20 protein-coding genes are annotated in these 26,064 nt (G+C 59.7%); 15 read left to right on the top strand and 5 right to left on the bottom strand.

All coding sequences use genetic code 11. The annotated features are described in order from the left end of the window. The first annotated feature begins 77 nt into the window (after nt 1–77). From kdsA to rpoS, 10 genes are all read left to right on the top strand, one after another. A complete protein-coding gene (gene kdsA / locus LVD10_RS16235; RefSeq protein WP_233005753.1) occupies nt 78–923 on the top strand; it encodes a 3-deoxy-8-phosphooctulonate synthase in 846 nt (281 codons plus the stop codon). Between the two features lie 84 nt (nt 924–1,007). Beyond that, the gene (eno, locus tag LVD10_RS16230) at nt 1,008–2,294 is read left to right on the top strand and encodes a phosphopyruvate hydratase (protein WP_233005752.1); all 1,287 of its coding nucleotides are present in this window, start codon (nt 1,008–1,010) and stop codon (nt 2,292–2,294) included. Between the two features lie 118 nt (nt 2,295–2,412). Beyond that, complete coding sequence (locus LVD10_RS16225; RefSeq protein WP_233005751.1) at nt 2,413–2,703, top strand: FtsB family cell division protein; 291 nt, start codon at nt 2,413–2,415, stop codon at nt 2,701–2,703. Then, on the top strand, nt 2,700–3,419 hold the full coding sequence (gene ispD, locus LVD10_RS16220; protein ID WP_233005750.1) for a 2-C-methyl-D-erythritol 4-phosphate cytidylyltransferase: 720 nt from the start codon (nt 2,700–2,702) through the stop codon (nt 3,417–3,419). Before LVD10_RS16225 ends, ispD begins: the two co-directional genes overlap by 4 nt. A 55-nt stretch (nt 3,420–3,474) precedes the next feature. Continuing rightward, nucleotides 3,475–3,954 carry a 2-C-methyl-D-erythritol 2,4-cyclodiphosphate synthase gene (ispF, locus tag LVD10_RS16215; RefSeq protein WP_233006668.1) on the top strand — a complete coding sequence of 160 codons (480 nt, stop codon included), beginning with the start codon at nt 3,475–3,477 and terminating at the stop codon, nt 3,952–3,954. Next, a complete protein-coding gene (gene truD, locus LVD10_RS16210) occupies nt 3,947–4,915 on the top strand; it encodes a tRNA pseudouridine(13) synthase TruD (RefSeq protein WP_237064303.1) in 969 nt (322 codons plus the stop codon). The genes ispF and truD overlap by 8 nt, the downstream gene beginning before the upstream one ends. A gap of 80 nt (nt 4,916–4,995) precedes the next feature. After that, nucleotides 4,996–5,667: a protein-L-isoaspartate(D-aspartate) O-methyltransferase gene (locus tag LVD10_RS16205; RefSeq protein WP_237064301.1), complete on the top strand. Its 672-nt coding sequence runs from the start codon at nt 4,996–4,998 to the stop codon at nt 5,665–5,667. Beyond that, nucleotides 5,667–6,611 carry a DUF368 domain-containing protein gene (locus tag LVD10_RS16200; protein ID WP_237064299.1) on the top strand — a complete coding sequence of 315 codons (945 nt, stop codon included), beginning with the start codon at nt 5,667–5,669 and terminating at the stop codon, nt 6,609–6,611. Before LVD10_RS16205 ends, LVD10_RS16200 begins: the two co-directional genes overlap by 1 nt. A gap of 224 nt (nt 6,612–6,835) precedes the next feature. Next, nucleotides 6,836–7,672: a peptidoglycan DD-metalloendopeptidase family protein gene (locus tag LVD10_RS16195; protein WP_233005746.1), complete on the top strand. Its 837-nt coding sequence runs from the start codon at nt 6,836–6,838 to the stop codon at nt 7,670–7,672. Nucleotides 7,673–7,910: 238 nt separating this feature from the next. Further along, nucleotides 7,911–8,969 carry an RNA polymerase sigma factor RpoS gene (gene rpoS / locus LVD10_RS16190; RefSeq protein ID WP_233005745.1) on the top strand — a complete coding sequence of 353 codons (1,059 nt, stop codon included), beginning with the start codon at nt 7,911–7,913 and terminating at the stop codon, nt 8,967–8,969. Between the two features lie 93 nt (nt 8,970–9,062). Here rpoS and LVD10_RS16185 read toward each other — a convergent pair whose 3' ends face one another. From LVD10_RS16185 to LVD10_RS18070, 3 genes are all read right to left on the bottom strand, one after another. Further along, on the bottom strand, nt 9,063–9,389 hold the full coding sequence (locus tag LVD10_RS16185) for a YdbL family probable chaperone protein (protein WP_233005744.1): 327 nt from the start codon (nt 9,387–9,389) through the stop codon (nt 9,063–9,065). A gap of 11 nt (nt 9,390–9,400) precedes the next feature. Then, on the bottom strand, nt 9,401–9,595 hold the full coding sequence (locus LVD10_RS16180) for a YnbE family lipoprotein (RefSeq protein WP_237064297.1): 195 nt from the start codon (nt 9,593–9,595) through the stop codon (nt 9,401–9,403). Nucleotides 9,596–9,684: 89 nt separating this feature from the next. Then, nucleotides 9,685–12,711, bottom strand: a complete 3,027-nt coding sequence (locus tag LVD10_RS18070; RefSeq protein WP_237064295.1) for an intermembrane phospholipid transport protein YdbH family protein — start codon at nt 12,709–12,711, stop codon at nt 9,685–9,687. A gap of 259 nt (nt 12,712–12,970) precedes the next feature. Between LVD10_RS18070 and pepN the strand changes: the two genes are divergently transcribed. Beyond that, nucleotides 12,971–15,640 (top strand): aminopeptidase N, encoded by a 2,670-nt coding sequence (gene pepN, locus LVD10_RS16170; protein WP_233005742.1) that lies wholly within the window; start codon nt 12,971–12,973, stop codon nt 15,638–15,640. 50 nt (nt 15,641–15,690) lie between these two features. Here the strand turns inward: pepN and LVD10_RS16165 are convergent, their stop codons facing one another. Then, nucleotides 15,691–16,239, bottom strand: coding sequence for a histidine phosphatase family protein (locus tag LVD10_RS16165; RefSeq protein WP_233005741.1), 549 nt, complete (start codon nt 16,237–16,239; stop codon nt 15,691–15,693). A 54-nt stretch (nt 16,240–16,293) separates the two neighbouring features. Then, nucleotides 16,294–17,868 (bottom strand): carboxylesterase/lipase family protein, encoded by a 1,575-nt coding sequence (locus LVD10_RS16160; RefSeq protein ID WP_233005740.1) that lies wholly within the window; start codon nt 17,866–17,868, stop codon nt 16,294–16,296. 263 nt (nt 17,869–18,131) lie between these two features. On the opposite strand from LVD10_RS16160, the gene LVD10_RS16155 reads away from it, so the two are divergent. From LVD10_RS16155 to LVD10_RS16140, 4 genes are all read left to right on the top strand, one after another. After that, entirely contained in the window at nt 18,132–21,020 is a 2,889-nt protein-coding gene (locus LVD10_RS16155; RefSeq protein WP_237064292.1) for a BapA/Bap/LapF family prefix-like domain-containing protein, read from the top strand. Between the two features lie 347 nt (nt 21,021–21,367). Further along, complete coding sequence (locus LVD10_RS16150; RefSeq protein ID WP_233005738.1) at nt 21,368–22,594, top strand: TolC family outer membrane protein; 1,227 nt, start codon at nt 21,368–21,370, stop codon at nt 22,592–22,594. Beyond that, entirely contained in the window at nt 22,591–24,786 is a 2,196-nt protein-coding gene (locus LVD10_RS16145) for a type I secretion system permease/ATPase (RefSeq protein ID WP_233005737.1), read from the top strand. The genes LVD10_RS16150 and LVD10_RS16145 overlap by 4 nt, the downstream gene beginning before the upstream one ends. Further along, nucleotides 24,786–26,048, top strand: a complete 1,263-nt coding sequence (locus LVD10_RS16140) for an HlyD family type I secretion periplasmic adaptor subunit (RefSeq protein WP_233005736.1) — start codon at nt 24,786–24,788, stop codon at nt 26,046–26,048. The genes LVD10_RS16145 and LVD10_RS16140 overlap by 1 nt, the downstream gene beginning before the upstream one ends. Nucleotides 26,049–26,064: the final 16 nt, after the last annotated feature.

The following is a 26,064-nucleotide window of genomic DNA, read 5'->3' as shown; positions in this document are numbered from 1 at the left end:
TACAGGGCCCGCAGGGGCCCTCGCGGATATACCACCTCCCCCCGCCGTCGCGGGGTGGGTGAGGCAAAGGGAAGAAAATGAAAACGATTGAAGTCGGAAAAGCCCGGGTTGCCAACGACAGGCCCTTTACCCTGTTCGGCGGCATGAATGTGCTGGAATCCCGCGACCTGGCCATGCAGGTTGCCGAGCACTATGTAAAAGTCACCGAGAAACTCGGCATTCCCTATGTGTTCAAGGCCTCATTTGACAAGGCCAACCGCTCGTCCATCCATTCCTACCGGGGTCCGGGTATGGAAGAAGGGCTGAAGATCTTTGAGGAAATCAAGCAGACCTTCGGCGTCCCGCTGATCACCGATGTGCATGAGTCCTACCAGGCGGCTCCGGTGGCAGAGGTGGTGGATGTGATCCAGCTGCCGGCTTTCCTCGCCCGCCAGACCGACCTGGTCCAGGCCATGGCGGCCACCAATGCGGTGATCAATGTAAAGAAACCCCAGTTCATGAGCCCGCCGCAGGTTAAAAACGTGGTGGAAAAATTTGCCGAGGCAGGTAACGAAAAAGTCATCCTGTGTGAGCGCGGTGCCTGCTTCGGATACGACAACCTGGTGGTGGATATGCTGGGTTTCCGTACCATGATCGATGCTTCCGGCGGCGCACCATTGATTTTTGACGTGACCCATGCGCTGCAGATGCGGGATCCGTCCGGGGCTGCGTCCGGTGGCCGTCGTGCGCAGGTAACCGAGCTGGGACGTGCCGGCCTGGCGGTGGGTATCGCCGGCCTGTTCCTGGAAGCGCACCCGAATCCGGACAAGGCCCTCTGTGACGGGCCGAGTGCCCTGCCGCTGGAAAAGCTGGAGCCTTTCCTGGCCCAGATGAAAGCAGTGGACGACCTGGTGAAGGGCTTCGAGCCGCTGGATACCAAGTAGCGCCGGAACAGAACAAACAGTTGGGGCGACTGCCCCTGTGAGCAAACAGATTCAATTCAATAACTTTCAACATGGAGCCTGTTAATGAGCAAGATCGTTGCTGTCAAAGCCTTTGAAGTGCTGGATTCCCGTGGTAACCCCACCGTCGAGGCGGACGTTGTCCTGGAGGACGGTTCCGTCGGTTCCGCCTGTGCACCCTCCGGTGCATCCACGGGCTCCCGCGAGGCGCTGGAGCTTCGCGACGGTGACAAGGGTCGCTACCTGGGCAAGGGTGTGCTGAAGGCGGTTGAAAACATCAACACAACGATCGCCGACCTGCTCAAGGGTATGGACGCCACCGACCAGCGTGCGCTGGACAAGGCAATGATCGATGCTGACGGCACCGAGAACAAATCCACGCTGGGCGCCAATGCAATCCTGGCGGTTTCCCTGGCGGCGGCCAAGGCCGCGGCGGCTTCCAAGAATGTTCCGCTTTACCAGCACATTGCGGAAGTTAACGGCACGGCCGGTGAATACACCATGCCGGTGCCGATGATGAATATCCTCAATGGCGGTGAACATGCCGACAACAATGTGGATATCCAGGAATTTATGATCCAGCCGGTTAAGGCTGCTTCCTTCTCTGAAGCCCTGCGCCAGGGCGCTGAGATTTTCCATTCCCTGAAGAAAGTGCTGTCCGCCCAGGGCCTCAATACTGCCGTCGGTGACGAGGGTGGTTTTGCCCCGAACCTGCCGTCCAACGAAGCGGCCCTGAAGGTAATTGCCGAAGCAGTGGACAAGGCCGGCTACAAGCTGGGTGAAGATATTACCCTGGCCCTGGACTGTGCCTCCTCCGAGTTTTACAAGGATGGCAAGTACGACCTGTCTGGTGAGGGCAAGCAGTTCGACAGCGCCGGTTTTGCCGATTACCTGGCGGACCTTTCCGCTAACTATCCCATCCTGTCCATCGAGGATGGCATGGATGAAGGCGACTGGGATGGCTGGAAGATCCTGACCGACAAGATCGGTGACAAGGTGCAGCTGGTAGGTGACGACCTGTTCGTTACCAACACCAAAATCCTGAAAGAGGGCATCGACAAGGGCGTGGGCAATTCCATCCTCATCAAGTTCAACCAGATTGGCTCCCTGAGCGAGACCCTGGACGCGATCAAGATGGCCAAGGATGCGGGTTACACCGCGGTTATCTCCCATCGCTCCGGCGAGACTGAAGACACCACCATCGCCGACCTGGCGGTGGCCACAGCTGCCGGCCAGATCAAGACCGGCTCCCTGTGCCGCTCCGACCGCGTGGCGAAGTACAACCGCCTGCTGCGTATCGAGGCAGAACTGGATGGCAAGGCCCCGTATCGCGGTCGCGCCGAATTTAAATAAGATCCGGCGCATGAAAGGGAGAGCCCGGCGTTCGCCCTGATCGATGGTTTGCACCGGGTGGGGCGGGCTGGAGGTTCGCCCCTGCTGGTATCGATTATTGAAACTGCGTAGATTCTCTATGAAATGGCTGCTGGCTTTCCTCCTCGTCACCCTGCTTGTCATGCAGTATCGCCTGTGGGTGGGCGAGGGCAGTCTGGCGGAAGTTTCACGTCTCCAGCGCCAGCTGGATGAGCAACGACAGAAGAACGCGGCGCTGTTGCGTGAAAACCGACAGTTGTTGCGTGAGGTGCGCAGTGTCAAGGAAGGCACCGAGGGCGTGGAAGCCAAGGCGCGTTACGACCTCGGCCTGATCAAGGAGGGAGAAACACTGTTTATCTTTCTCGAGCCGGGGGAGGGCAAGAACCAGTGATCTCCGACTTCTGGGTAGTAGTTCCCGCTGCGGGCGCAGGCCGGCGCATGGGTGCTGACCGGCCCAAGCAATACCTGCCGCTGCTGGGCAGGCCGCTTCTTTCCCTTACATTGCGCAACATCCTGACCTGGCCGGGGCTGGCCGGGGTTGTGGTGGCAGTGTCCGACGATGACCCCTACTACGAGCATATCCCCGAATCCTTGGATCCCCGCGTTCACCGGGTGACCGGCGGTGCGGAGCGCGCACATTCCGTGCTCGAGGGGCTCAACTTCCTGGCCGGCAGGGTCGCGCCGGAAACCCAGGTGCTGGTACACGATGCGGCCCGCCCCTGTATCTCCCTGGATGATATCCATGCGCTGCTCGATGATGAGGGTGAGCCGATGGCACTGCTGGCGCAGAAGGCCAGTGACACCCTGAAGCTGGGCGTGTCGGAGGGGGACTGCGAGCGGGTGGCCGAGACCCTGGACCGGACGCATATCTGGCAGGCGCAGACACCCCAGCGCGCACCACTGGGAGAATTGCAGCGCTGCCTGCGCAGGGGCCTGGAGCGGGGCGAGGGGATTACCGACGAGGCCAGCGCGCTGGAGCTGGAGGGCCATCGCCCCCGCCTGGTGGAGGGCCGCAGGGACAATATCAAGGTAACGTTGCCCGCGGATATCCCGCTGGTCGAGGCGGTCCTGCGGTTGCGTTATGCAGCGACGGAAACCAGTCGTTGAGCAAACTGCCGGGTTGGTTTCGGGTAAGCAACAGAGAGAAGAATCGCGAGTGAGTATTCGAATTGGCCAGGGCTTCGACGTACATGCCTTCGGAGAAGGGGACCATGTCATTCTTGGCGGTGTCAGGATTCCCCATAGCCGCGGGCTTGTTGCCCACAGCGATGGTGATGTATTGCTCCATGCGCTGGCCGATGCTCTCCTGGGGGCGCTGGCCCTGGGGGATATTGGCCATCACTTTCCCGATACCGACAGTCGGTTTGCCGGCGCGGACAGTCGCGAGCTGCTGCGACACGTGGTTGGGGAACTACACCAGCGCGGTTACCGGCTGGGCAATGCCGATTGCACCCTGATAGCCCAGAAACCGAAAATGGCACCCCATATCGCGGAGATGCGGGCCAATATTGCCGCTGACTGCGCTGTCGGCACCGCCGACGTGAGCGTAAAGGCGACTACCAGTGAGCGCCTGGGTTTTACCGGTCGGGGTGAGGGCATCGCCGCCATGGCCTCGGTGCTACTGGAGCGCGCACATGACTGAGCAGTGGGACCTGGATTGGCCGCGCGCACTGGGCGGCCCGGTGATCCACGCCGAATTCCGGCGCGAACCCGCGGACTTTGTCGTGGAGGAGCTGGCTGCCCCGACCCTCGCCGAGTCGGGTGAGCACGTCTACCTGCAGGTTCGCAAGCGTGGCGCCAACACCGGCTGGGTTGCGCAGCAGCTTGCGCGGGTGGCCGGCGTGGCACCCCGGGACGTGAGCTATTTCGGTCTCAAGGATCGCCATGCGGTTACCACGCAGTGGTTCAGCGTCTGGCTGGCACAGAAACCCGAACCCGACTGGAGCGGTGTGGTCAATGAAGAGATTGAGCTGCTCCAGCACGGACGCGGCGCGCGCAAATTGCGTCGCGGCGAGCACGCGGGCAACCGCTTCCGGATCCGGCTGCGTGATGTGCGTGGCGATCGCGATGCAGCGGACAGGCTGATCGGTCGTCTCGCTGCCGGGGTCCCGAATTATTTTGGCGAGCAGCGCTTCGGGCGCGAGGGCGGCAACCTGTCTCTGGCACGGCGGCTGGCAGAGGAGGGCGGGCGCAGTCGCAAGAGTGAGCGGGCTTTTGCCATGTCGGCGGCCCGCAGCTGGCTTTTTAACCAGGTGGTGGCGCGTCGGGTGCGTGAGGACAGCTGGCGGCAGTTGATGGACGGGGAGCCCGAGAGTATCCCCACCGGCCCCCTGTGGGGGCGCGGCAGGAATCCGGCCGGCGCTGATCTGGCCGAGCTCGAGGCTGCTGCGATCGAACCCTGGCAGTCCTGGTGCGACTGGCTGGAGCACTGTGGCCTGAAGCAGGAACGGCGGCCCCTGGTGCTGGTTCCGGAGGGACTGCAGCACGAGTGGCTGGGGGACGACCTGGAGTTAACGTTTGCACTGCCGGTCGGTGCTTTCGCCACCGCGGTTCTGCGGGAGCTGGCAGAACTGGCCAACGTTGCGGATGCCGCCATAAAATAGACGACAACAAAGAATCATAACCGGCGACAGGCCGGCACGCCGACGGGCCCCGGGGCCCGTCGCCAGTTGAAAGGGACACTATGGACCGCTTGAAACGCGAAGGGCTGGGGATGACGTCCCAGCGCACCCGCAATCGCCTGATACAGCGCCTGCGGGAAGGGGGAATCCAGAACGACGACGTGCTGGAGGTGATGGCATCCACCCCGCGTCACCTGTTTCTCGATGAGGCCCTTGCCATCAGGGCTTACGAGGATACCTCGCTCCCCATCGGCTACGGCCAGACTATCTCCCAACCCTACATTGTCGCGCGCATGACAGAGTTGCTGTTGAGCCGGGCAAAATCCCTGCACCGGGTGCTCGAAGTCGGTACCGGTTCCGGTTACCAGACAGCTATTCTCGCCCGGCTGGTGGACCAGCTGTATTCCGTGGAACGTATTGCGCCCCTGCTGGGGCAGGCACGCCGCCGGTTGCGGGAGCTGGATATTTACAATGTGGAGACACGGGTAAGCACTGAGGGTTTCGGCTGGCCCGAGAAAGGTCCCTACGATGCGATCCTAACAGCTGCCGCCCCGTCCACCGTGCCAATGGAACTGAAAGGGCAACTGGCGCCGGATGGGGTGCTGGTGATCCCGGTAGGTACCGAGCGCCAGTTCCTGACCCTGGTGACCAGGCGTGAGGATAGCGACCGGTTTGAGGTGGAGCGGCTGGAGCCGGTCCGCTTCGTGCCGCTGTTATCGGGAGTCATCCGCTGATGCCGGGCCAGTCACTGAAGAGCCGCTACTGGGGCGTGGTACTGCGGGGCATGGGTATGGGCGCCGCGGATGTAGTGCCAGGTGTTTCCGGTGGCACCATTGCGTTTATCACCGGCATTTACGGCGAACTTCTCGACAGCCTGAGCCGGATCGGCCCGCACTGCCTGACAGTGCTCAGGCGCCATGGCCCGTTGGTGGCCTGGCAGTACATCAATGGCAACTTCCTGCTGGCACTGTTCTGCGGCGTACTGCTGAGTGTCTTCAGCCTTGCCGGCTTGATCGGCTACCTGCTGGATCACTACCCGATTGTTGTCTGGGCTTTCTTTTTCGGCCTGATCCTCGCTTCCACGGTCCCTATCATGCGCCAGGTGCCACGCTGGAGCTGGTCGGTGGTGGTCTGCCTGGCGCTGGGTATACTGCTGGCGGTGGGCGTGAGCGAGCTCCGCCCCGGGCAGGTGTCTGCAACCCCCCTGAACCTGTTCCTCTCCGGAGCGCTGGCAATCTGCGCCATGATACTGCCCGGTATATCGGGTTCCTTTATCCTGCTGCTGATCGGGATCTACCCGCGGGTACTTGAGGCTGTGCATGAATTACAGGTCGCAAGCCTGTTGTATTTCGCCGCCGGTGCGGTAACCGGACTGATGTTGTTCAGCCGGCTGTTATCCTGGTTGATGCATCATTTCCCGGCCCGCACACTGGCATTTCTCGCTGGTGTTTTGATGGGAAGCCTGAAAATCGTCTGGCCCTGGAAGCTCCCGGACGAGGCGGTGGCGACGGGGGACAAGTTGACCCCGCTGTTGTCCAACGCGCTGCCCGGGCGTTTTGCCGGGGAAACCGGCGCCGAGCCTCTGGTGTTGCAGGCCATGGTGGCGGCCCTGGTCGCGGTCCTGCTGGTACTGGCAGTGGACCATTTGGGCAAGGCAGTGGATTCGACGCACAAATAAGGGGCGGAAAAAGGCACTTTATTTGGCTGTGACCTGTTTCAGGTCGGACAGGCAGCGTTTTCTATGGGTTTCGGGCACAATTTCGGGACATTTTTTTATACACTTTTTCCATAAATGTCCCGGGTTGATGTAAAAAGAGAATAATGGAATGTCACTTGATTCAACATTTTAAACACTGCGAGTGGCGCGACAATGGTTGTGATTTTGGTCACAAATTTCATTGTGTGTTTAAAATATTAACCTTAGTCATGCTGGCGGCAGTAATACCCGGCTGTGCCAGTCCTGCGGCTCCTACCAGCTCCCTGGCCCAGCCCCCCAGTATCCGCATCGGCCACCACATCGTGAGCAAGGGCGAGACACTCTATTCCATCGCCTGGCGCTATGGCCGTGATTACCGGGAGCTGGCAGCGCTGAACGGGATCAGTGCTCCCTACAGTATTTATCCCGGCCAACGACTCAAGCTGCAGGGCAAGCCAGTGCAAACGGTGTCCCGCCCGCAGTCGCGCACCCGGCCCCGTCCACAGCCGCACCCGCAACCCCGGCCGGAGCCCAGGGATCTGTCGAAGCCCGTGGTCACTACCATTGCCAGCGCCCCGGTCAGCAAGGCGGAACAGGAAAAGCCTAAGGCGCCAGTTCGCTCAAAATCCTTGACACCCAAGCCGGTTAAAAAACCGGCGGCGACGCGGACTGCCGGACAGATCCGCTGGCAGTGGCCTGTCCGGGGCAAGCTGATCAGTCGATTTACTTCCGGGGATCCCCTGCGCAAGGGAGTTGATATTGCCGGGGAAAAGGGGGACTCTGTCCATGCAGCAGCCGATGGCACTGTGATCTACGCGGGAAGTGCGCTGAGAGGTTACGGCAACCTGCTGATCGTCAAGCACAGCGAGGAGTTCCTCAGTGCTTATGCCCACAATCACAAGCTTCTTGTGAAAGAGGGCAGCGCGGTGAGAGCGGGGCAGAGGATCGCGGAACTGGGTTCAAGTGGTACCAGCCGCAACAAGCTCCACTTTGAGATCCGTCGCAACGGTCAGCCTGTTGACCCCATGACCTACCTGCCATAGCCCAACTGGACCGAAGGCTCTGCAAATAAAAATGGATTTTTGTTTGTACCACTTGAGGTAGTCACCGGAGTAGTGACGGCTGCAAGGTCGGCATCGAGATGGTCCTTCCTTGTAAGCGTACCCGCGCCCTCCCCAGCGGTCGTCCCGACCCGGTGACTGTCGCGCCGAAAGTAATCGGGCCCCGGCTCCGCTTGCTCCAGGTGCGGCTGATAATGGCATAGTACAAGGAGTTGGGGAAATGGATGCACAACGGCAACACCAGTCTGTGACTGGCGACGCAGATCTTCCTCCGGAGTTGGCAGCAGATCAGTCAGGCCAGAAAGTTCAAGATAAATCTTCCACAGAAGCGAAACCGAAAAGCGGGCGCCGTCCCGCAAAAAAAACGGCAAAAAAGAGTTCTGAACCTACCCCCCTCAAGCCTCGAGCGCGCAGGACTGAAACCGATACCCACCTGCAGAAAAATCTCGATGCGACACAGCTTTACCTGAATGAAATTGGCTTTTCCCCGCTGCTGACGGCGGAAGAGGAAGTGTATTATGCGCGCAAGGCCCTCCGCGGTGATGCCGCAGCGCGCAAGCGAATGATCGAGAGTAACCTGCGACTTGTGGTCAAGATAGCAAGGCGCTATGTCAGTCGCGGGCTGGCCCTCCTGGACCTGATCGAAGAGGGCAACCTGGGCCTGATCCGCGCAGTGGAAAAATTCGACCCTGAGCGGGGTTTCCGCTTCTCCACTTACGCCACCTGGTGGATCCGCCAGACTATCGAGCGGGCGATCATGAACCAGACCCGCACCATCCGCCTGCCGATCCATGTGGTCAAGGAGCTCAATGTGTACCTGCGTGCTTCGCGGGAACTGGCTCAGAAGCTCGACCACGAGCCCTCGGCTGAAGAAATAGCCACGCTGCTGGAAAAACCGGTTGAGGATGTGGAGCGCATGCTCGGCCTGAATGAGCGGGTTACCTCGGTGGATACACCCATCGGCCCGTCTTCGGAGAAGACGCTGGTCGACACCATTCCCGACCAGCACGAATCGGATCCGGCCGAGTTACTTCAGGACACCGACCTGTTCGACAGTATCAACCGCTGGTTGGGTGAGCTCCCGGACAAGCAATGCGAAGTGGTTTCCCGTCGGTTCGGCTTGCGCGGTTATGAGGCCAGCACCCTGGAAGAGGTGGGTCGTGAGATCGGCCTCACGCGAGAGCGTGTACGGCAGATCCAGGTCGACGCCCTCAAGCGCTTGCGGGAAGTGATGGAAAAGCAGGGGCTGGATGGTATGTCCCTATTCGGCAATCTCTGAACTGAAAGCCGCCCGGCCGGCAGCAATGTCACCGGATCGAGAGCCCGCATCACGGCAACGGATGCGGGCTTTTTTATGTGCGGGCAGGCCGGATTACTTCTGTACCCAGCGGCCGCGGTTATCCTGGTAATAAGCTCCCGGGGGCAGGCGTGCCTCCAGTTTTTCGGCAGCGCGGGCGGCCACCTGAGCAATGGAAATGCCATTGCGCTTGGCAATCGCCGCGTATTCCCGCTTGCGCTTGGCATTGACCTCGTCGACCAGCTTTTCCAGTTCTGCAGAACTCTGGTCCACCACGGCGATATAACCGCTGTTTGCTTCGCCCACCAGCCCCTGGCTGCGGGCGGCGTCCAGCGTAATGGCGACGGCAGGTAGCGCCACCGCGAAAGCCAGGACCATCAGGATGTGCTTCAGTGTTTTCATCATAGGGCTCCTCAGAAAATACCTTCTTCGTCCTCGAACAGGTTTTCCAGCTCCCGGTCCACCTTGACGCGGATCTCGTGCTCGATCTTCACGTTCAGGTTGACGGTAATTGGCTCGCTGGGCGCCTGTACTGCGACGGTCGGCGTACAGCCGGCTGCAATCAGGGCGGCCGCGAACAGCATGGGTAGCAGTCGGCGGTGGGTCATCTGGCACTCCTCGGGTTGATCGCCATGATAGTTTATGGGTGCTAGCTTAACGCAAACTGAACCTGAATCGCCTGCCTTTTCCGCTCCGGTCAATTGGCGCCGATCTGTTTTTCCAGCGCATCGGCCAGGTCGCGGCTGGCCTGCAGGGATCGGAGCATAGCCGGGATATTGTTTTCCAGGTTGAGGTTGATGATGAGGTCGCGGTCCTTGTCCACGGAGGCACTGCGCCCCACCAGTTTCAGCTGCATCTGCATATCGCCACTGGGAGGATACTCGAGCGTGCCACTCAGCGACCGGTAGTCGTAATCCTCCAGCGCCCCGGCGAGCATTTTTAATTGCGGGTTACTGGACAGCATTTCCGGGGAGAAGGCGCCATAGTAGCGAAGGCGGCCACCAGGCGGGCGGGCCTTAACGGTGCCGCGCTCAACCGTGATGCCGCCGGCATCTGTAACCAGGGGAATGGTCGTGTCCAGTACGCCGCTGGCGGCGAAGTTCCCGGCCTCCATTTCGTTGCTCAGTGCCTTGAGGGACAGGCCGGTTATGGACACCTGGCTGCGCCGTGCCTTTCCGTCCAGGTTCCAGGTGATGGAATCCGATTGGACATTGCCCTCCAGCAATTCCGCGTTGAATCCGTTCAACACCAGGTCATTGTCTGCTTCCAGCGACAGGGCAAAGCGGACGTTCTCGATCGGCACACCCACGTCGATACTCTCGACAGCGATGTCCTGGGGCTCCGGCGTAGCCCACTGGCCGTCCTCTCGTTGCAGGGCAATATTTCCGGTAATTCCCACCGCGAAGGACTTGTCGTAGACAGCGGCGATATCACTGAGCTGGGCAGACAGGGTATCGGAGTCGCCGGCCGGCCAGGACAGCCTGCCCTGTACCACCATTTGGCCGGAGACCAGCTCCACGGGTAGGCCTGACACCACATTGCTCAGTGGCCGGTTCTTACTGAACTCCGCATCCGGGAGGGAAAACGTGGCCGAACCGCCATCGCTTGCCAGGTTGTGCATCCATTCCCCGTTGGCGGCGACATGCCCCAGCCTGGCCCGGGTATCACCCCGCAGGACCCGGTCGCGAAGAGAGAAGTGGCCCCGGGCTTCGGAAAATACCTGGTACTGGTCGTTGAATTTCGCGCTCCAGTCATCGGTGCTGTAATCACTCGACAACTGCAGCTTGTCCGGCTGGTACACGAAATCCAGCTGTTTTAGCGCAAGCGAGCCGCCACCTTCCATTTTCCCGGCGCGAAGCCAGGGCAGGGTCACCAGCAGCGCACCGCTGCAGCGGAAAACCTGTTGCGAGTCCCGCATACACGAAAACTTGCCGGACTTCACTGTGGCATTTTCGGCTTCCACTTCGCCGGCCTGCAGTGCGCCAGCGTTAAGCTGTAACTGGCTGCTGTCCAGCTTGCCACGGCCATTTTCCAGGGAGAGAGCTCCCTGCACGGAAAAGCGGCTGTCTTTGATGGACCCGCCGTCCTCACCAGGCAGGTGTATTTCCGGGGCTTCTGCTACCAGTGAAAGTGTGCAGTGCGTAGCCGTATCGAGCTGGCATGCCAGTGACTCCGCTGTTGCCGAGAATCGCCGGGTACCGGAACCATCAGTCAGCGCCATGCTGACGGCCTCGCCGTTCACCGCCATAGGTCCGGGCCAGTGGTCAGCGCTGAACGAAACAGCTTTTGCAAGGTTCAGCGAAATTACGCCCCGTTCCATGGCCAGTGCCGTAAAAACCTGTTGCAGGCTTTCCGGGGTGGTGTCGGTGCGGGAAATTTCTGCTGCTGGCTGGCTGTCCGGCTGGAGCTGCAGATGCAGGTTGGTGATACCACCTGCACCTGCCATCTGCCCGACCGGAGGCAGGGTTGCAGAGGCCTCGAACGGCAATTGCCCGCGTAACTGCCGGATGCCCATCTCCTGCAGCCGGGTAATGAGATCATGGTCGGTGGCCCCCAGCAGGGATGTCGCGGTGGTGAGATCCAGGGAGCCGCTGGCCGAGAGCTGGCTGGCGCCGGCCGTGCTGTGGGCCTGGAGGTTGCCGGATAACAGCTCGTCACCGGAATCGCCGATTGGCGTCAGGCGCACATTGGCAGATCCTGCTGCCTGTTTAACCTGGAGCGGTTGGAGGGTGGTGATGTCCAGCCGGATCGGCTCTTCGGTTGCCAGGGCCATCGCCAGCGGCAGCGGCTTTTGCATCCGGTCCAGGCGGGCTGTTACCTCAATCGTGTCGATCAGCACCAGGATATTCCCGTACTGTTCCAGTGCCACAAGGTTGTCCGGGATATTGCCGCTGAGGCGTGCCTGCATCTCCCCTCGCGGGTCGCCACTGGCCAGGGCAAGGTAGGCCGGACCGAGCTTCTGGGTAAGGGGGGCTGGCAGGGACAGGGCGGTGATGGCGCGCTCCAGGCTCTCCAGGTCGATTGCCAGGGTTAATTCAGTACGCCACTGAGTGGGTGTCGTGTCTGTAAGCGTGGGGCTCGGGTCCGGCGCCAGTGTCCCGCTGAGAGCAACAGCCCGTGAACCCTGCGCGTCGCCCAGGGAGGCCTCCAGCTGCAGAGGTGTTGTCTGTGGGCGCCCCGGATCCAGGTTTGCCATTACCAGCTGGCCGGTCACCCCCTCGCCGGTAATCCGCAGCCTGACCCGCTGATCATCCCCGGTCCGATCAAGCTGTATGCGAAGGGGGTGGTCCGGCGCCCCTGCGGGGACCAGGTGCCGGACGTCCAGGCTGAGTGGCAAGGCCCGCCGCACGATAGCCAGTAGGTCACTGAGGCGGATGTTTTCCGCCAGATTACGGGGCGCAGCAGACCTGGGCGCATTCCCCAGCCTCATGGACTCGACGGCGATCTCGCTGCGCGCGGCCCCCCGCCACAGCTGCCATGGGTGGGACACGGTAATGCCCCGCAGTTCCACCGGTGTGCCACCGGACAGCGTCAGTGATACTTGGTCGATGGCCAGGGTGGCGGGGGAAAGCTGCAGGCCCTCTATGTGGTTGATCCGGGTGTCACCGGCAAGCCAGCTGGCCACCGCGGTTGCCAGCCGGTCCCGTTCGACCCACGCCCAGGCCAGCGCCACTGCCAGCAGGCAACAGATCACTAGCGGCAATGTCAGGCGAGTCCTGGGCACATTCGACCTCTGGTTACAGACGCAGCACAAAGTTGCTGGAAGTTGCCGATGCCGCGCACCGGCAGGTGACAGTGTAACTGTCCGTGAAGGAAATAATAATGCGTGCGGCGCCACAGGGGTTGCCCGGCGACGCCGTCACCCGCCGCTGCAGGGCGACTGGCACCCCCGGGGCGGCGGAGGTTATAGTCTCGGCCTGATACCTGCCGCTCCGCCGCGTGCGGCGACCTGAAGTACCTCTGCAAGTCAAGGGAAGCACTCCATGAAAGATGCCCAGCCGCGCACTGTTTACCTCCGCGACTACCGTGTGCCCGATTACCTGGTGGACGAGACCCGTTTGCACTTCGAACTGCAGCCCCGGGGTACCCTGGTGCGGTCCCGGCTGTCTGTTCGCCGGAACCCGGAAGCCGTAACCCGGGAGATGGGGATGCAGGGAACAGTGGCTCAGGGCGGAGCCCTGCCACCGCTGGAGCTGGAGGGCGTTGAGCTGGAGCTGCTGTCGCTCGCCATTGACGGCGAACCCGTCACCTCAGACCGGTACCGGGCCTCGCCCGAGGGACTGTCCGTTGATATCGACCGTCCGGAGTTCGTGGTGGAGATCAGTAACCGCATCAACCCCGAGGACAATACCTCCCTGGAAGGGCTGTATCTCTCCAATGGCATGTACTGCACCCAGTGTGAGGCGGAGGGCTTCCGCAAAATCACCTATTATCCGGACCGTCCCGATGTTATGTCGCGATTCACCACCACAATCGTGGCGTCGCGCGATTACCCGGTGCTGCTCTCCAATGGCAATGAAGTCGAGCGGGGGATGCTGGAAGATGGCCGGCACTTTGTCACCTGGGAGGACCCGTTCGCGAAGCCGTCCTACCTCTTTGCCCTGGTAGCGGGCGACCTGCAACATGTTGAGGACACCTTTACCACTGCCAGCGGCCGTAAAGTCAAGCTGCAGATCTTTACCGAGGCGAAGAATATCGGCAAGTGCGACCACGCCATGCGCTCGCTCAAGAAGGCTATGCGCTGGGATGAAGAGGTCTACGGACGTGAATATGACCTGGACATTTTCATGGTCGTGGCGGTGGACCACTTCAACATGGGGGCGATGGAAAACAAGGGCCTCAATATTTTCAATTCCGCATGTGTTTTGGCGAGCCCGGAAACCGCTACCGACGCCGCCTTCCAGCGCATTGAATCGATCGTTGCCCACGAGTATTTCCACAACTGGTCCGGCAACCGGGTAACCTGTCGTGACTGGTTCCAGCTGAGCCTGAAGGAAGGTTTTACGGTATTCCGCGATGCGGAATTTTCAGCCGACATGAACTCCCGCGCGGTGAAGCGGATCGAGGATGTTTCCATGCTGCGTACGGCCCAGTTCGCCGAGGACGATGGGCCCATGGCGCATCCGGTGCGGCCGGATTCCTATATGGAGATCTCCAATTTCTACACCCTGACCGTCTATGAAAAAGGCGCTGAGGTCGTGCGCATGATCCATACCCTGCTGGGGCCGGATGCTTTCCGTCGTGGCAGCGATCTGTACTTTGAACGTCACGACGGCCAGGCGGTGACATGCGAGGACTTTGTCCGGGCCATGGAGGATGCCAATGGCGTCGACCTGCAGCAGTTCCGTCGCTGGTACAGCCAGGGTGGGACGCCGGTGCTGGAGGTCTCTGATGCTTACGATCCCGGCACAGGTGATTATGCCCTGACGGTACGCCAGTCCTGCCCCGCCACACCTGGCCAGCCGAACAAGAAACCGTTCCATATTCCATTGAAAGTGGCCCTGCTTGACGGCGAGGGTAACGATATGCCCCTGGACCAGGCTGGCAACTCCGAACTGGTGCTGCAGGTCAGTGAGGCTGAACAGACCTTCCGCTTCAGTGGCCTGGCAGAAAAGCCTTTGCCGTCTTTGCTGCGCGGGTTCTCTGCACCGGTAAAACTCCGTTACGGCTACACCGCGGAGCAATTACTGTTCCTGATGCGTTGTGAATCGGATGAGTTCAACCGCTGGGACGCGGGCCAGCGCCTTGCTTTTTCTGCGCTGGAGTCACTGCAGGAAGATTATCGTGCCGGGCGTGAGATGGAGCTCTCTCCGGAGCTGGTATCGGCTTATCGCAGTGTGTTGGAGAACCGGGAGCTGGATCCTGCGCTGGTGGCAGAGATGCTGTCCCTGCCCAGCGCACAGGTCCTGGCGGAGCAGGCAGAGGAGATTGATGCCGAGGCCATTATTGTCGCCCGGGAATTTACCGAGGTTGCATTGGGAGACGCCCTGCACCAGGAACTGCTGGCAACCTATCACGCATTTACCCGGCAGGGACCTTACCGCCCGGAAGCGGAGGACATTGCCGCGCGGCGGCTGAAGAATACCTGCCTCGCCTTCCTGGCTGCCACTGGCAAGGCCGAATACCTGGCGCTGGCCCAGGACCAGTTTGAGGGCGCCGGTAATATGACCGACAGCGCGGCGGCCCTGGCGGCCCTCGTCAATCGCGGATCTGATGAGCAGATGAATGAGGCGCTGGAGAGTTTCTACCAGCGGTGGCAGGAGGATACCCAGGTAGTGGAGTTGTGGTTCGCGCTGCAGAGCAGCAGTGCGAGGTATGGCACCCTGGAGAATGTCGAGGAGCTCATGCAACATCCTGCATTTGAGTTCAAAAACCCCAACAAGGTGCGTTCGGTGTTAGGCGGTTTTGCCAATCGAAATTTCACCCAGTTCCACAAGGCTGACGGCAGTGGCTTTGCATTCCTTGCCGACCAGGTCATTGCCATGGACAAGCTCAACCCGCAGATCTCTGCCCGGTTGGTGACGCCGCTGACCCGCTGGAAAAAATATCGTAAGGATATTGGCAGCCAGATGCATACGGCCCTCAAGTCCGTGATGGAAAGTGGCCAATTGTCAGCGGACCTCTACGAGGTGGTCAGCAAGAGCCTGGCCTGAGGCGGAACGGAATGAACCGGGGCTGTGAGAGAGGCCCCGGCCCGAGTTGCTCACAGCATCCGACTGTCCCGTTCACGACCCAGCCGCACCAGTTCCAGCCGGCCATTGGCAGCTACGAGCTCGGTAACCGATGTGTAATCAGGACGGAACTGGCAGATTTCGGGCGCATCGCGGGTGTATGCGACCACTGAATTGATGACCATGAAGTGGCAGAACACCGCGGTGTCCCGGTCGAGGCCCTGCAGGTAGCTGATAATCTCCTCGCGCCAGTGCAGCTGGTGCTGTTCCAGCTGTTGCCACTTTGCATCGAGCAGTGAGCGGATCCAGGGGCCACGCTCGGCCAGCGGCAGGTCGCGGGGAGAGGGGATTTCATTGACCGCCGGTTCAATAACGATGTCCCGTTCCAACCTGCGGGCCAGTGGTTCAGCGGTCTGCCGGGCGCGACTTTTGGGACTGCTGACCAGTGCCATGGCTGGATCCCAGTCCATGGCCCCCGCCAGCTCCGCAGCCTGGCGGTGTCCCAATTCTGTCAGCGCCGGGTCCCTTACTCCGGCGACCTTGGCGGCTTCCCCGTGCCTTATCAGCAGAATCCTTGTCACTGTACTCCCCCTTGCTACTGCATGATTGCCGGCGGCACCTGAAGACCGGGCTGGTCAGAGGTAGCGCCCGATCAGGTCGTCACCGATATCCTGCCATATCTGCGTCAGGGTTTCCCGGTCGAGGGCATGGCCCGCCGGGTGATATCCCAGGCGCCGGCTGTAACCCTCCTCGAAAGCGGGCCAGTCGGGGCCGGGGCTGCCGCTTTCCGCGAAGCTTAGCCAGGCTTCGCGGACAACACGGCTGAGCGCGTCGGCGTTCTGCTCACCACCGTAAAGTTCGCGCAGGCTGTCCTCCCCGTGGGTGCCGAATACATACCCCAGCTCCGCTGCGTGGCAGGCTCCCAGCAAGGGCTGCGCCGCCAGTGGCTGGGCAAAGTGGTAGTGATAACGCCGGCCACCGTGTGCGTCCAGCAGCCGCAGCCCCGGCAAGGTGAATACCATATCGGTCAGCATCAGGTTCCAGGTACGGCTCCATTCCGGCCAGGGGCTGCCTGTCAACGAGCGGGCGCGGCCGTGGTAGTGGTCCAGCAGGGCATTCAGTTCCGCTTCCGGCAGTAACCACTCGAGATGCCGGAAAACCTGGTTCCGGTCGAGAGTGAAACTGGCTGGGTTGGTGACACTGAACAGGTTCCATTCCTCGACATTACTGCCCACCAGCAGGGGAATTTCTGTGGCGTGGCCCTGGCGTAAGGCGTCCATGGGCGATATCGATATCAACTCTCCGTCCAGGACCGGTTTGAATGGCAATTGGCCCCATTCCCGCTCAATACGCGGGTTTGCCAGAATGTCCTTTTGGGCTCGCAACAGGTCCGTGGTGCTGGCCTGCGCAGGAGATATGCCGCCGTTGCCACGCAGCACCTCCACAAATGCCTCACCCAGCGAATTTGCTCGTGCGCGGGTCTGGAAGACAGAAGGGCTGCCGCTCTGGATTACTGCCCGCTGGAACAGCCCTTTAGCTGAAGGGATGGCCATCAGCGCGGCGATACTCATGGCGCCGGCGGACTCACCGAACAGCGTCATATTGTCGGCATCGCCGCCGAATGCGGCGATGTTGTGCTTTACCCAGCGGATGGCGGCTAGTTGGTCCAGTAGGCCCTCGTTGCCGGTGGCATCGACATCGCAGCATTCTGCCAGGCGCAGAAAGCCAAGTGCACCCAGACGGTAATTCAGTGTCACCACAATGGCACGGCCACTACCTGCCAGGTGGCAGCCGTCATATATCCGCTGGCAGCCGGACCCCATATAGAAGGAGCCGCCGTGGATCCAGATCATCACGGGAAGCTTGCTATTCGCTGATGCCGGCGGGGCAAAGATATTCAGGTAGAGGCAGTCTTCGCTTTCCGGCAACTCCCCATTCGGCCCGCGAATTTCCATCAACACTGAAGGATTCTGTGCCGAGGGCATTCCAAAACTGAACGCTTTCAGCGGCGATTTCCACCTGGGAATTGGTTCCGGTGGTTGCCATCTCAGGTTGCCAACTGGAGGGCGGGCATAGGGGATGCCAAGGAAGCGTCTCACGCCAGTGGTTTCGTAAATCTTTCCCAGAATGGGCCCCGCTGGCGCATCGATTATTGGCGTGTCCCTTAAACCGCCAATCACGGTTCCGCGGGGGTGCTGCTCCGCTGTCATCAAATTTTCCCTCTTCCCTGATTGCCCCGCCATACGGGCTCTTCCGAGTATAGCCGGCGCCTGAATTGCTCTTGAAATGTGACGGCGTACTGTCCATAAACAAAGGACTGCTCAAAATTTATTCGTGTTGGGTGGTTTTTGGGCGATTTGATTTTTCAGGGATTAGGCACCCGCCAGGACTGATAAAACAGCTAAATGCAGCAGGGCGTCACTCCGCTGTTCGTGTGGAAGGGATTCACGATGGTAAGTAGTCAGGTGACAGCATGATTGGAAAAATTTACGACAGGGAAACCGGGTCGGTCAGGGAGGCGCCACTCAATGATCTGGCGCTATCTTCGATTGGGATTGTCAGCCTGCCATTTGGCGCTGACGAGATTGTTTCATACGCCAGGGACGGCAGTGACCTGATCATTATCCTGGAGTCGGGTGAGCAGGTCGTTATCGCCAACTTCTACCAGGTCGATGAAGATGGTGAGCAGAGCCATCTGGTGCTGGAAGGTGGCGAAGAGCCGGTGATGTTGGCCATGCTCGGCGGATCCGGATATCCGATTGCTGCCGCAGCAGCACCGGCAGCTGCAACTGCGGGTGTCAGTTCCTGGCTGATCCCCGGCCTGGTGGGGCTCGGCGCGATCGCCATAGCCCTGGACGATGATGACGGCCGTGACGGTTTCAGCCAAACCGGTAATCTCACCCCGTCCGGCAGGCCCATCCCTCCATTCAGCCCTCCTGGCCCCCCACCGGATAGTGATGCTGATGCCGACTCTGATGCGGATGCTGATGCCGACACGGATGCCGATGCGGATGCTGACGCGGACACAGATGCCGACGCGGATGCCGATGCGGACGCGGATGCCGATGCCGATGCGGACGCGGATGCCGATGCCGACGCCGATGCCGATGCGGATGCCGATGCGGATGCCGATGCCGATGCGGATGCGGATGCCGATGCGGATGCCGATGCGGATGCCGATGCGGATGCCGACGCCGACGCGGATGCTGATGCAGATGCCGACGCGGATGCCGATGCGGATGCTGATGCCGACGCCGATGCGGATGCCGATGCCGATGCCGATGCGGATGCCGATGCTGATGCGGATGCCGACGCCGATGCGGATGCCGATGCCGACGCCGATGCGGATGCCGATGCGGATGCCGATGCCGATGCGGATGCCGATGCGGATGCTGATGCCGACGCCGACGCCGACGCCGACGCGGATGCTGATGCGGATGCTGATGCGGATGCGGATGCTGATGCTGATGCAGATGCCGACGCGGATGCCGACGCGGATGCCGATGCGGATGCCGATGCGGATGCGGATGCTGATGCCGACGCCGACGCCGACGCCGACGCCGACGCCGATGCCGATGCCGATGCCGATGCGGATGCCGATGCAGATGCGGATGCCGATGCCGACGCGGATGCGGATGCGGATGCTGATGCCGACGCCGACGCCGACGCCGACGCTGATGCGGATGCCGATGCCGATGCTGATGCCGACGCCGACGCCGACGCTGATGCGGATGCGGATGCCGATGCCGACGCCGATGCGGATGCCGATGCCGACGCCGATGCGGATGCCGATGCCGACGCCGATGCGGATGCGGATGCCGATGCCGATGCGGATGCCGATGCGGATGCCGATGCGGATGCCGACGCCGATGCGGATGCGGATGCGGATGCGGATGCCGACGCCGATGCCGATGCCGATGCGGATGCGGATGCGGATGCCGATGCCGACGCGGATGCCGATGCCGATTGCGATATCAACGTCAACATAGATATCGACATCGATTGCGACTGCGATGCCGACGCGGATTCAGACGCAGATGCGGACGCAGACTCTGATGCTGACGGCTACCGAGGCCTTGGAAACCTGGGCGAATTCTGTGACCCAGACTGTGACATTAAAGATGTCGATGTAGACGTTGATATTGAGAAGGACGGCTGTGACATCAATGTCAATATCGATATAGATATCGAGTGTGACGCAGACGCTGATTCGGATGCCGACGCGGACGCGGACGCGGATGCGGATGCGGACGCGGATGCGGATGCGGACGCGGATGCGGATGCGGATGCGGATGCGGATGCTGATGCCGACGCCGACGCCGACGCCGACGCCGACGCCGACGCCGACGGAGATGCGGACGGTGATGCCGACGGGGATGCCGACGGGGATGCCGATGGTGACGCCGACGGAGACGCCGACGGGGATGCGGACGGTGATGCCGACGGGGATGCCGACGGGGATGCCGACGGGGATGCCGACGGAGACGCCGATGGTGACGCCGACGGGGATGCCGACGGTGACGCCGACGGGGATGCCGACGGGGATGCCGACGGAGACGCCGATGGTGATGCCGATGGTGATGCCGATGGTGATGCCGATGGTGATGCCGACGGGGATGCCGACGGGGATGCCGACGGGGATGCCGACGGGGATGCCGACGGTGATGCCGACGGAGACGCCGATGGTGATGCCGACGGGGATGCCGACGGAGACGCCGACGGAGACGCCGATGGTGACGCCGACGGGGATGCCGATGGTGATGCCGATGGTGATGCCGATGGTGATGCCGATGGTGATGCCGATGGTGATGCCGATGGTGATGCCGACGGGGACGCCGATGGTGACGCCGACGGAGACGCCGATGGTGATGCCGATGGTGATGCCGACGGGGATGCCGACGGGGATGCCGACGGGGATGCCGACGGTGATGCCGACGGGGATGCCGACGGTGATGCCGACGGGGATGCCGACGGAGACGCCGACGGAGACGCCGACGGAGACGCCGATGGTGACGCCGATGGCGACCAGGACATTGAAGTAAGTCTCAGCGACGTCATCCCCATGGGGGACGATGAGGCTGCGATGAGCAGTGATCCTGGAGAGTCAAGCGAGAGTGGATCCGGAATGTCGCCTGACGATGAGATGGGATCCGGTCTTGACCTCGATGACCTCGTCAGCGACAGCGAATCCGGGGGAGACTCGCTCTTCTCGGGCGCTGATACCGATGATGACACTGCGGAAGGATCTGCTTCCTCGGGTAGTGGAGGTGGTCTCCAGGATGGAATGGATACCACGATGCATGCCCAGGACACTGATCCCATGCAGGACATGTGGCAACAGAACGGAGCAGACGACGTCTGATCCCAAGGAGGCTTAGCAACTGAGAAACACCGGGCCTACAGGCCCGGTGTTTCTTTTTTCGACTAGAATATTGGAAGGAAAAAATTCAACTAGTGGTCCCGGGTATAAAATGTCCGTACCGGATATCGCTAACGCCAGAGCAAGTGAATATAGTGGATTCAATGCAGCGACTATGGATAGTCACGCTGGCATCTCTCACCACCATGTGGGTGCAGCAAGCTCAATCCCAGTCCGGGGCTGACCCGGCTGACCGACCCGCCCGAATAAGTGAATCGGCTGTCCAGCAGGAAGTAGCCACTCCTCCGTCTGTGATCAGTCACTCCCAATACGCACCGCAACAATTGAGTATGACTGATGCAGTGCACCAGGCCATCGACTGGCATCCGGCCATTGCGGAGAGCGTGGGAGAACTATACCGGCGACAGGAAGGCATACGTGTCGCCCGTTCGGGATATTTCCCGCAGCTGAGTGCGGGCGTGGTGGCAGGCCAGGACAGTGAGAATGACGGCGATGGCAATGGCCACGCCTTACAGCTGTACGTCTCACAGGTGATTTATGACTTCGGCAAGATCTCCAGCGGTGTGGACCTGGCAAAAGCCGAAGTGAGTCGCTCCAGGGCAGAAGTACTCCAGGCAATTGACCAGGTTGCCCGGGATACTGCAAGCGCAGCGGTGGAAGTCCAGCGATACCAGGCTCTTCTGGAAATAGCAGACGAACAGATAGCCGGGGTATCGTCAATAGCCTCATTGGTGCGAATGCGAAGTGAGCGGGGCGCCAGCTCTCGTTCAGATGTTTTGCAGGCTCAGTCGCGTATTGAAGCCGCACGTGCATCGAAGCAGCAGGTCAGCGCTGACCTGGCCCGCTGGCGTAGTACACTGCAGAATCTCGTCAACGCCGGCGCACCTGTGCGAGTCACGATGGGCACGCCAGAAACCGTCAGGAATGCCTGTGAGGGTCCACCCGGAGAGGTGCTTGCGTCACCGAGAGTCCTGATCGCGGAGGCGTCACGTGCGGAGGCAATGGCCCGGCTTCAGGAATCCAAAGCTGACGTCTGGCCCACTCTATCCCTTGACGCGAGCTATAACCGCTACCTGGACCAGACTTATGTCGATACCAATGTACTCGACGAGAATGAGTCTGCGGTGTTCCTCAATCTTTCCATGCCCATATATCAAGGTGGGCGGCTGTCTGCAAGTAAAGAATCAGCATCCTATGCATTGAGCTCAGCTGACGCGGCAAAGGATGCTGCCCGTGAGTCTGTCACCCGGGAGTACCGGGCCGCACAGGCTCAGGCCAATGGGCTAGGACGCAGCCTGGGGATACTGGATGCGCGTGAGGATGCAATCAGCGAGACCAGGGATCTCTATAGAAAGCAGTACTCTTCTCTTGGAACCCGAACCTTACTTGAGCTACTAAATTCAGAGGAAGAGCTGCAGCAGGCGCGCCGGGATCGTGTTGAGACCCGCTTCGATCTCAAAGCGCTTGAGATCGAATGCCTCTATAACACGGGTGATATTCGCAGGGCGTTTGGGATTGAAGGGCGAGCGGTTCAGGGAGTGGAGGTGTTGCCTTGAACAACGAGACCATCCTGGAGCAGGGCCAGGCGGAGACTGGCGCTACCAATGCGGAGATGGACTATCAACCATGGCTGGAAGCCATTGTCGCCGTATCACGTCATTACCGGCTGGATTTTTCTGAGGAAAACATCCGGATAGCTTCTGACTGGGGGGTGGCAGAAAGTGTCGAGCTCGTCTTGAGGCAGATGGCACGGCAAGCAGGCCTTACAATCAAGTTTTCCCAGTTTGGTCAGTTCGAGCTTACTCCCTGGCGCTTGCCGGTCGTTGTCCAGCTGGTTGGTGGCCAGGTTGGCGTTATCGAGACAATGGGGAAAAACGGGAAACTGGGCATTCTATGGAGTGGTGACCAGGGGCTTGAAAGCAGCGTTAATATCAAAGAAATCGCCGAAAAAATCCGTCATCTGGTAATACTTCGTCCGCGGAAGACAATCAGTGATATTCGTGTCGACGATTATATCAAGCCGGACAACCGACACTGGTTCCGGAAAATCATATTGCGCGACCTGAGGCCCTATGGTCACGTAATGCTGGCGACTACGGTAGCCAATACGCTTACCTTGTCCGGGATACTCTTTGCCAAGCAGGTATATGACAGGGTTATCCCGGCAGAATCCATGTCGACCTTATATGTGCTCTTCAGCGGGGTACTTCTAGCGATCGTCTTTGATTTTACCATGCGCGTAATGCGGGTAAGAATTACCGATCTGCTTGGTAAGCGGGCTGACATTCGGATATCCGATCAGGTATTCGGTCATGCGGTGAGGTTGAGGAATTCTGCTAAACCAAAGTCGACGGGCACATTTATTTCCCAGCTCCGTGAACTGGAGCGTGTACGAGATATGGTCACATCGACAACAATTCTGGCTATCGCGGATATGCCATTCTTTTTCCTTTTCCTGTTAGTGCTTTGGGTCATTGCAGGCCCCCTTGTCCTGATTCCCCTGCTCGCCATGCTCCTGCTTGTGATACCGGGGGTTCTCGTCCAGAAGAAGCTTGCCAGGTTATCGGGAGAAGCAATGCGGGAATCCTCGCTGAGAAATGGCATGCTCGTCGAAACTGTGCAGGGAATGGAGGATATAAAAACTCTCCAGGCAGAACATCGGTTCCAGCGTCAATGGAATCACTTCAATGCGGTAACGGCCGACTCGAACCTGAAACTACGCTACCTGACCAGTAAACTGGTTACCTGGACTCACAATGTACAGTCCTCCGTCTTTGCGCTGACTGTACTTTTCGGGGCATCCATGGTTATGAGTGGTGAAATGACCACGGGTGCACTTGTTGCTGCCTCGATACTCAGTTCGAGAATGATGTCCCCAATGGCTAATATCACCCAGGTACTGAGCCGGTGGCAAATGGCTAAGTATGCTCTTGAAGGTATCGACAACATAATGAACCTACCCGTCGATCAGCCAGAGGGGAGCAAGCGAGTGCATAAAGCTTCTATCCGCGGTGACTATGATTTCCGCAATGCGGAATTCAAGTACGATCCCGGGGATAATGAACCGGCCCTTTTTGTATCGTCACTTCATATTAACCCTGGTGAAAAAATTGCTGTACTCGGAAAGAATGGCGCTGGTAAGTCGACACTGCTACAGGCGTTATCGGGTATGCTCGAGGCAAGTTCGGGCACCGCAAATCTTGACGGGGTGGAAATAGCTCATATAGATCCCGCCGATGTCAGGCGGGACGTGGGACTTCTGGCACAGGGCTCCGGGCTTTTCCATGGCACTTTACGGGAAAACCTTACACTGGGTGCCCCCAATGCAACTGACGATGAAATTATATGGGCCCTGAAGATGTCGGGGGCCATGGATACAGTAAGGAACATGCCCAAAGGGATGGACCATATGGTCCTGGAAGGTGGTGCAGGACTTTCTGGGGGGCAAAAACAGGCTCTCCTGTTGTCGAGGCTCCTGATCCGGCAGCCTTCGGTCCTGCTTCTGGACGAGCCCACGGCATCACTGGATGAGGCCGCTGAGCGGCGTTTTATTGATAACCTTTCGCGCTGGTCTAACAAGCGAACTCTGGTCCTGGCAACCCACAGGTCCAGTACGCTCAAGTTGGTGGATCGAATCCTGGTCATCGATCGGGGAAGGATAGTGATGGACGGGCCCAAAGATGAAGTGATGGAAAGACTCTCCAAACCTGACCGACAGGGTGAGAAGAATCGTGAGCAGGTAACGTGATGGACAGGGAAGAGAAGAGCCAGTGGCTGTCGCGTAACGCCGGTGAAAATGCCCGTGTCAAATCCATTCCACTCCTGGATGCCGACTACCAGGCCGGTGAGAACCAGTATGATGAGCACGATGAGTCAACCCTGGTTAATTCGACTCGGGTGGTCTGGGTATTCTTCCTCCTGATCGCTGCATTGATTGGCTGGTCATACTTTGCAACGGTAGATGAAGTATCGTCCGGCATTGGTAAGGTGGTCCCGACCTCCCGTGAACAGGTGATCCAATCCCTCGAGGGTGGAATCCTTGCGGATCTCAAGGTAAGTGAGGGAGATATTGTCGAGCGGGGACAAGTCCTGGCCCAGCTTGATCCTACCAAAGTACGCTCTAACGTCGAGGAAAGTTCTGCGCGCTATCGTGCAGCGATCGCTAGCGTGGCGCGTCTTACAGCAGAAGTCAATGGAACCAAGCTGGAGTTTCCGGAGGAACTTGATACCTATGATGAACTGAAGGCGAAGGAAAAGAAGCTCTTTAATACGAGAAAAAAAGGGCTTGAAGAATCGCTTCGTGGTGTCAGGGAATCATTGGATTTGGTTGAAAAGGAGCTTTCCATAACGCGTTCCCTGGTCAGTTCAGGTGCGGCGAGCAATGTCGAGGTTTTACGCCTTAGCCGGCAGAAGTCTGAACTGCAACTCAAAATGCGGGAAATCCGCTCGGAATATATGGTCCGGGCGCGTGAGGAACTTGCGACAGTTAGCGCCGAGGCCGAAGCGCTTTCCTCAGTGATCGAGGGTAGGTCTGACTCGCTTACCAGATTGACCCTGAGGTCGCCAGTTCGTGGAATTGTCAAGAATATTGAAGTTACTACTATTGGCGGTGTGCTGCCGCCAAATGGCCGCCTGATGGAGATCGTGCCTCTCGATGACAAGCTTTTGATTGAAGCGCGTATTTCTCCTCGTGATATTGCATTTATACATCCGGGACAGTCGGCCAAGGTAAAGATCACGGCATACGATTACTCTATTTATGGCGGTCTGGAGGGAAAGGTGACGACGATTTCACCCGATACAATCCAGGACGAAATAAACAGGAATGAATATTATTACCGTGTCTACATCCTCACTCAATCTGATGCCCTGATCAATCAAGACGGTAATCGATTCCCGATTGTGCCGGGTATGGTTGCTTCAGTTGATGTCAAGACTGGCTCCAAGACAATTTTTGACTACCTGGTTAAACCCATAAATAAGGCAAGTGAGGCTCTACGGGAGCGCTAAACAGTCAAGTTGGCAG

This window comes from Microbulbifer zhoushanensis (assembly GCF_021729055.1).
Taxonomy (GTDB): domain Bacteria; phylum Pseudomonadota; class Gammaproteobacteria; order Pseudomonadales; family Cellvibrionaceae; genus Microbulbifer; species Microbulbifer zhoushanensis.
Note: the sequence above shows the minus strand (reverse complement) of the source record. Positions and strands in the feature narration are given on the sequence as shown.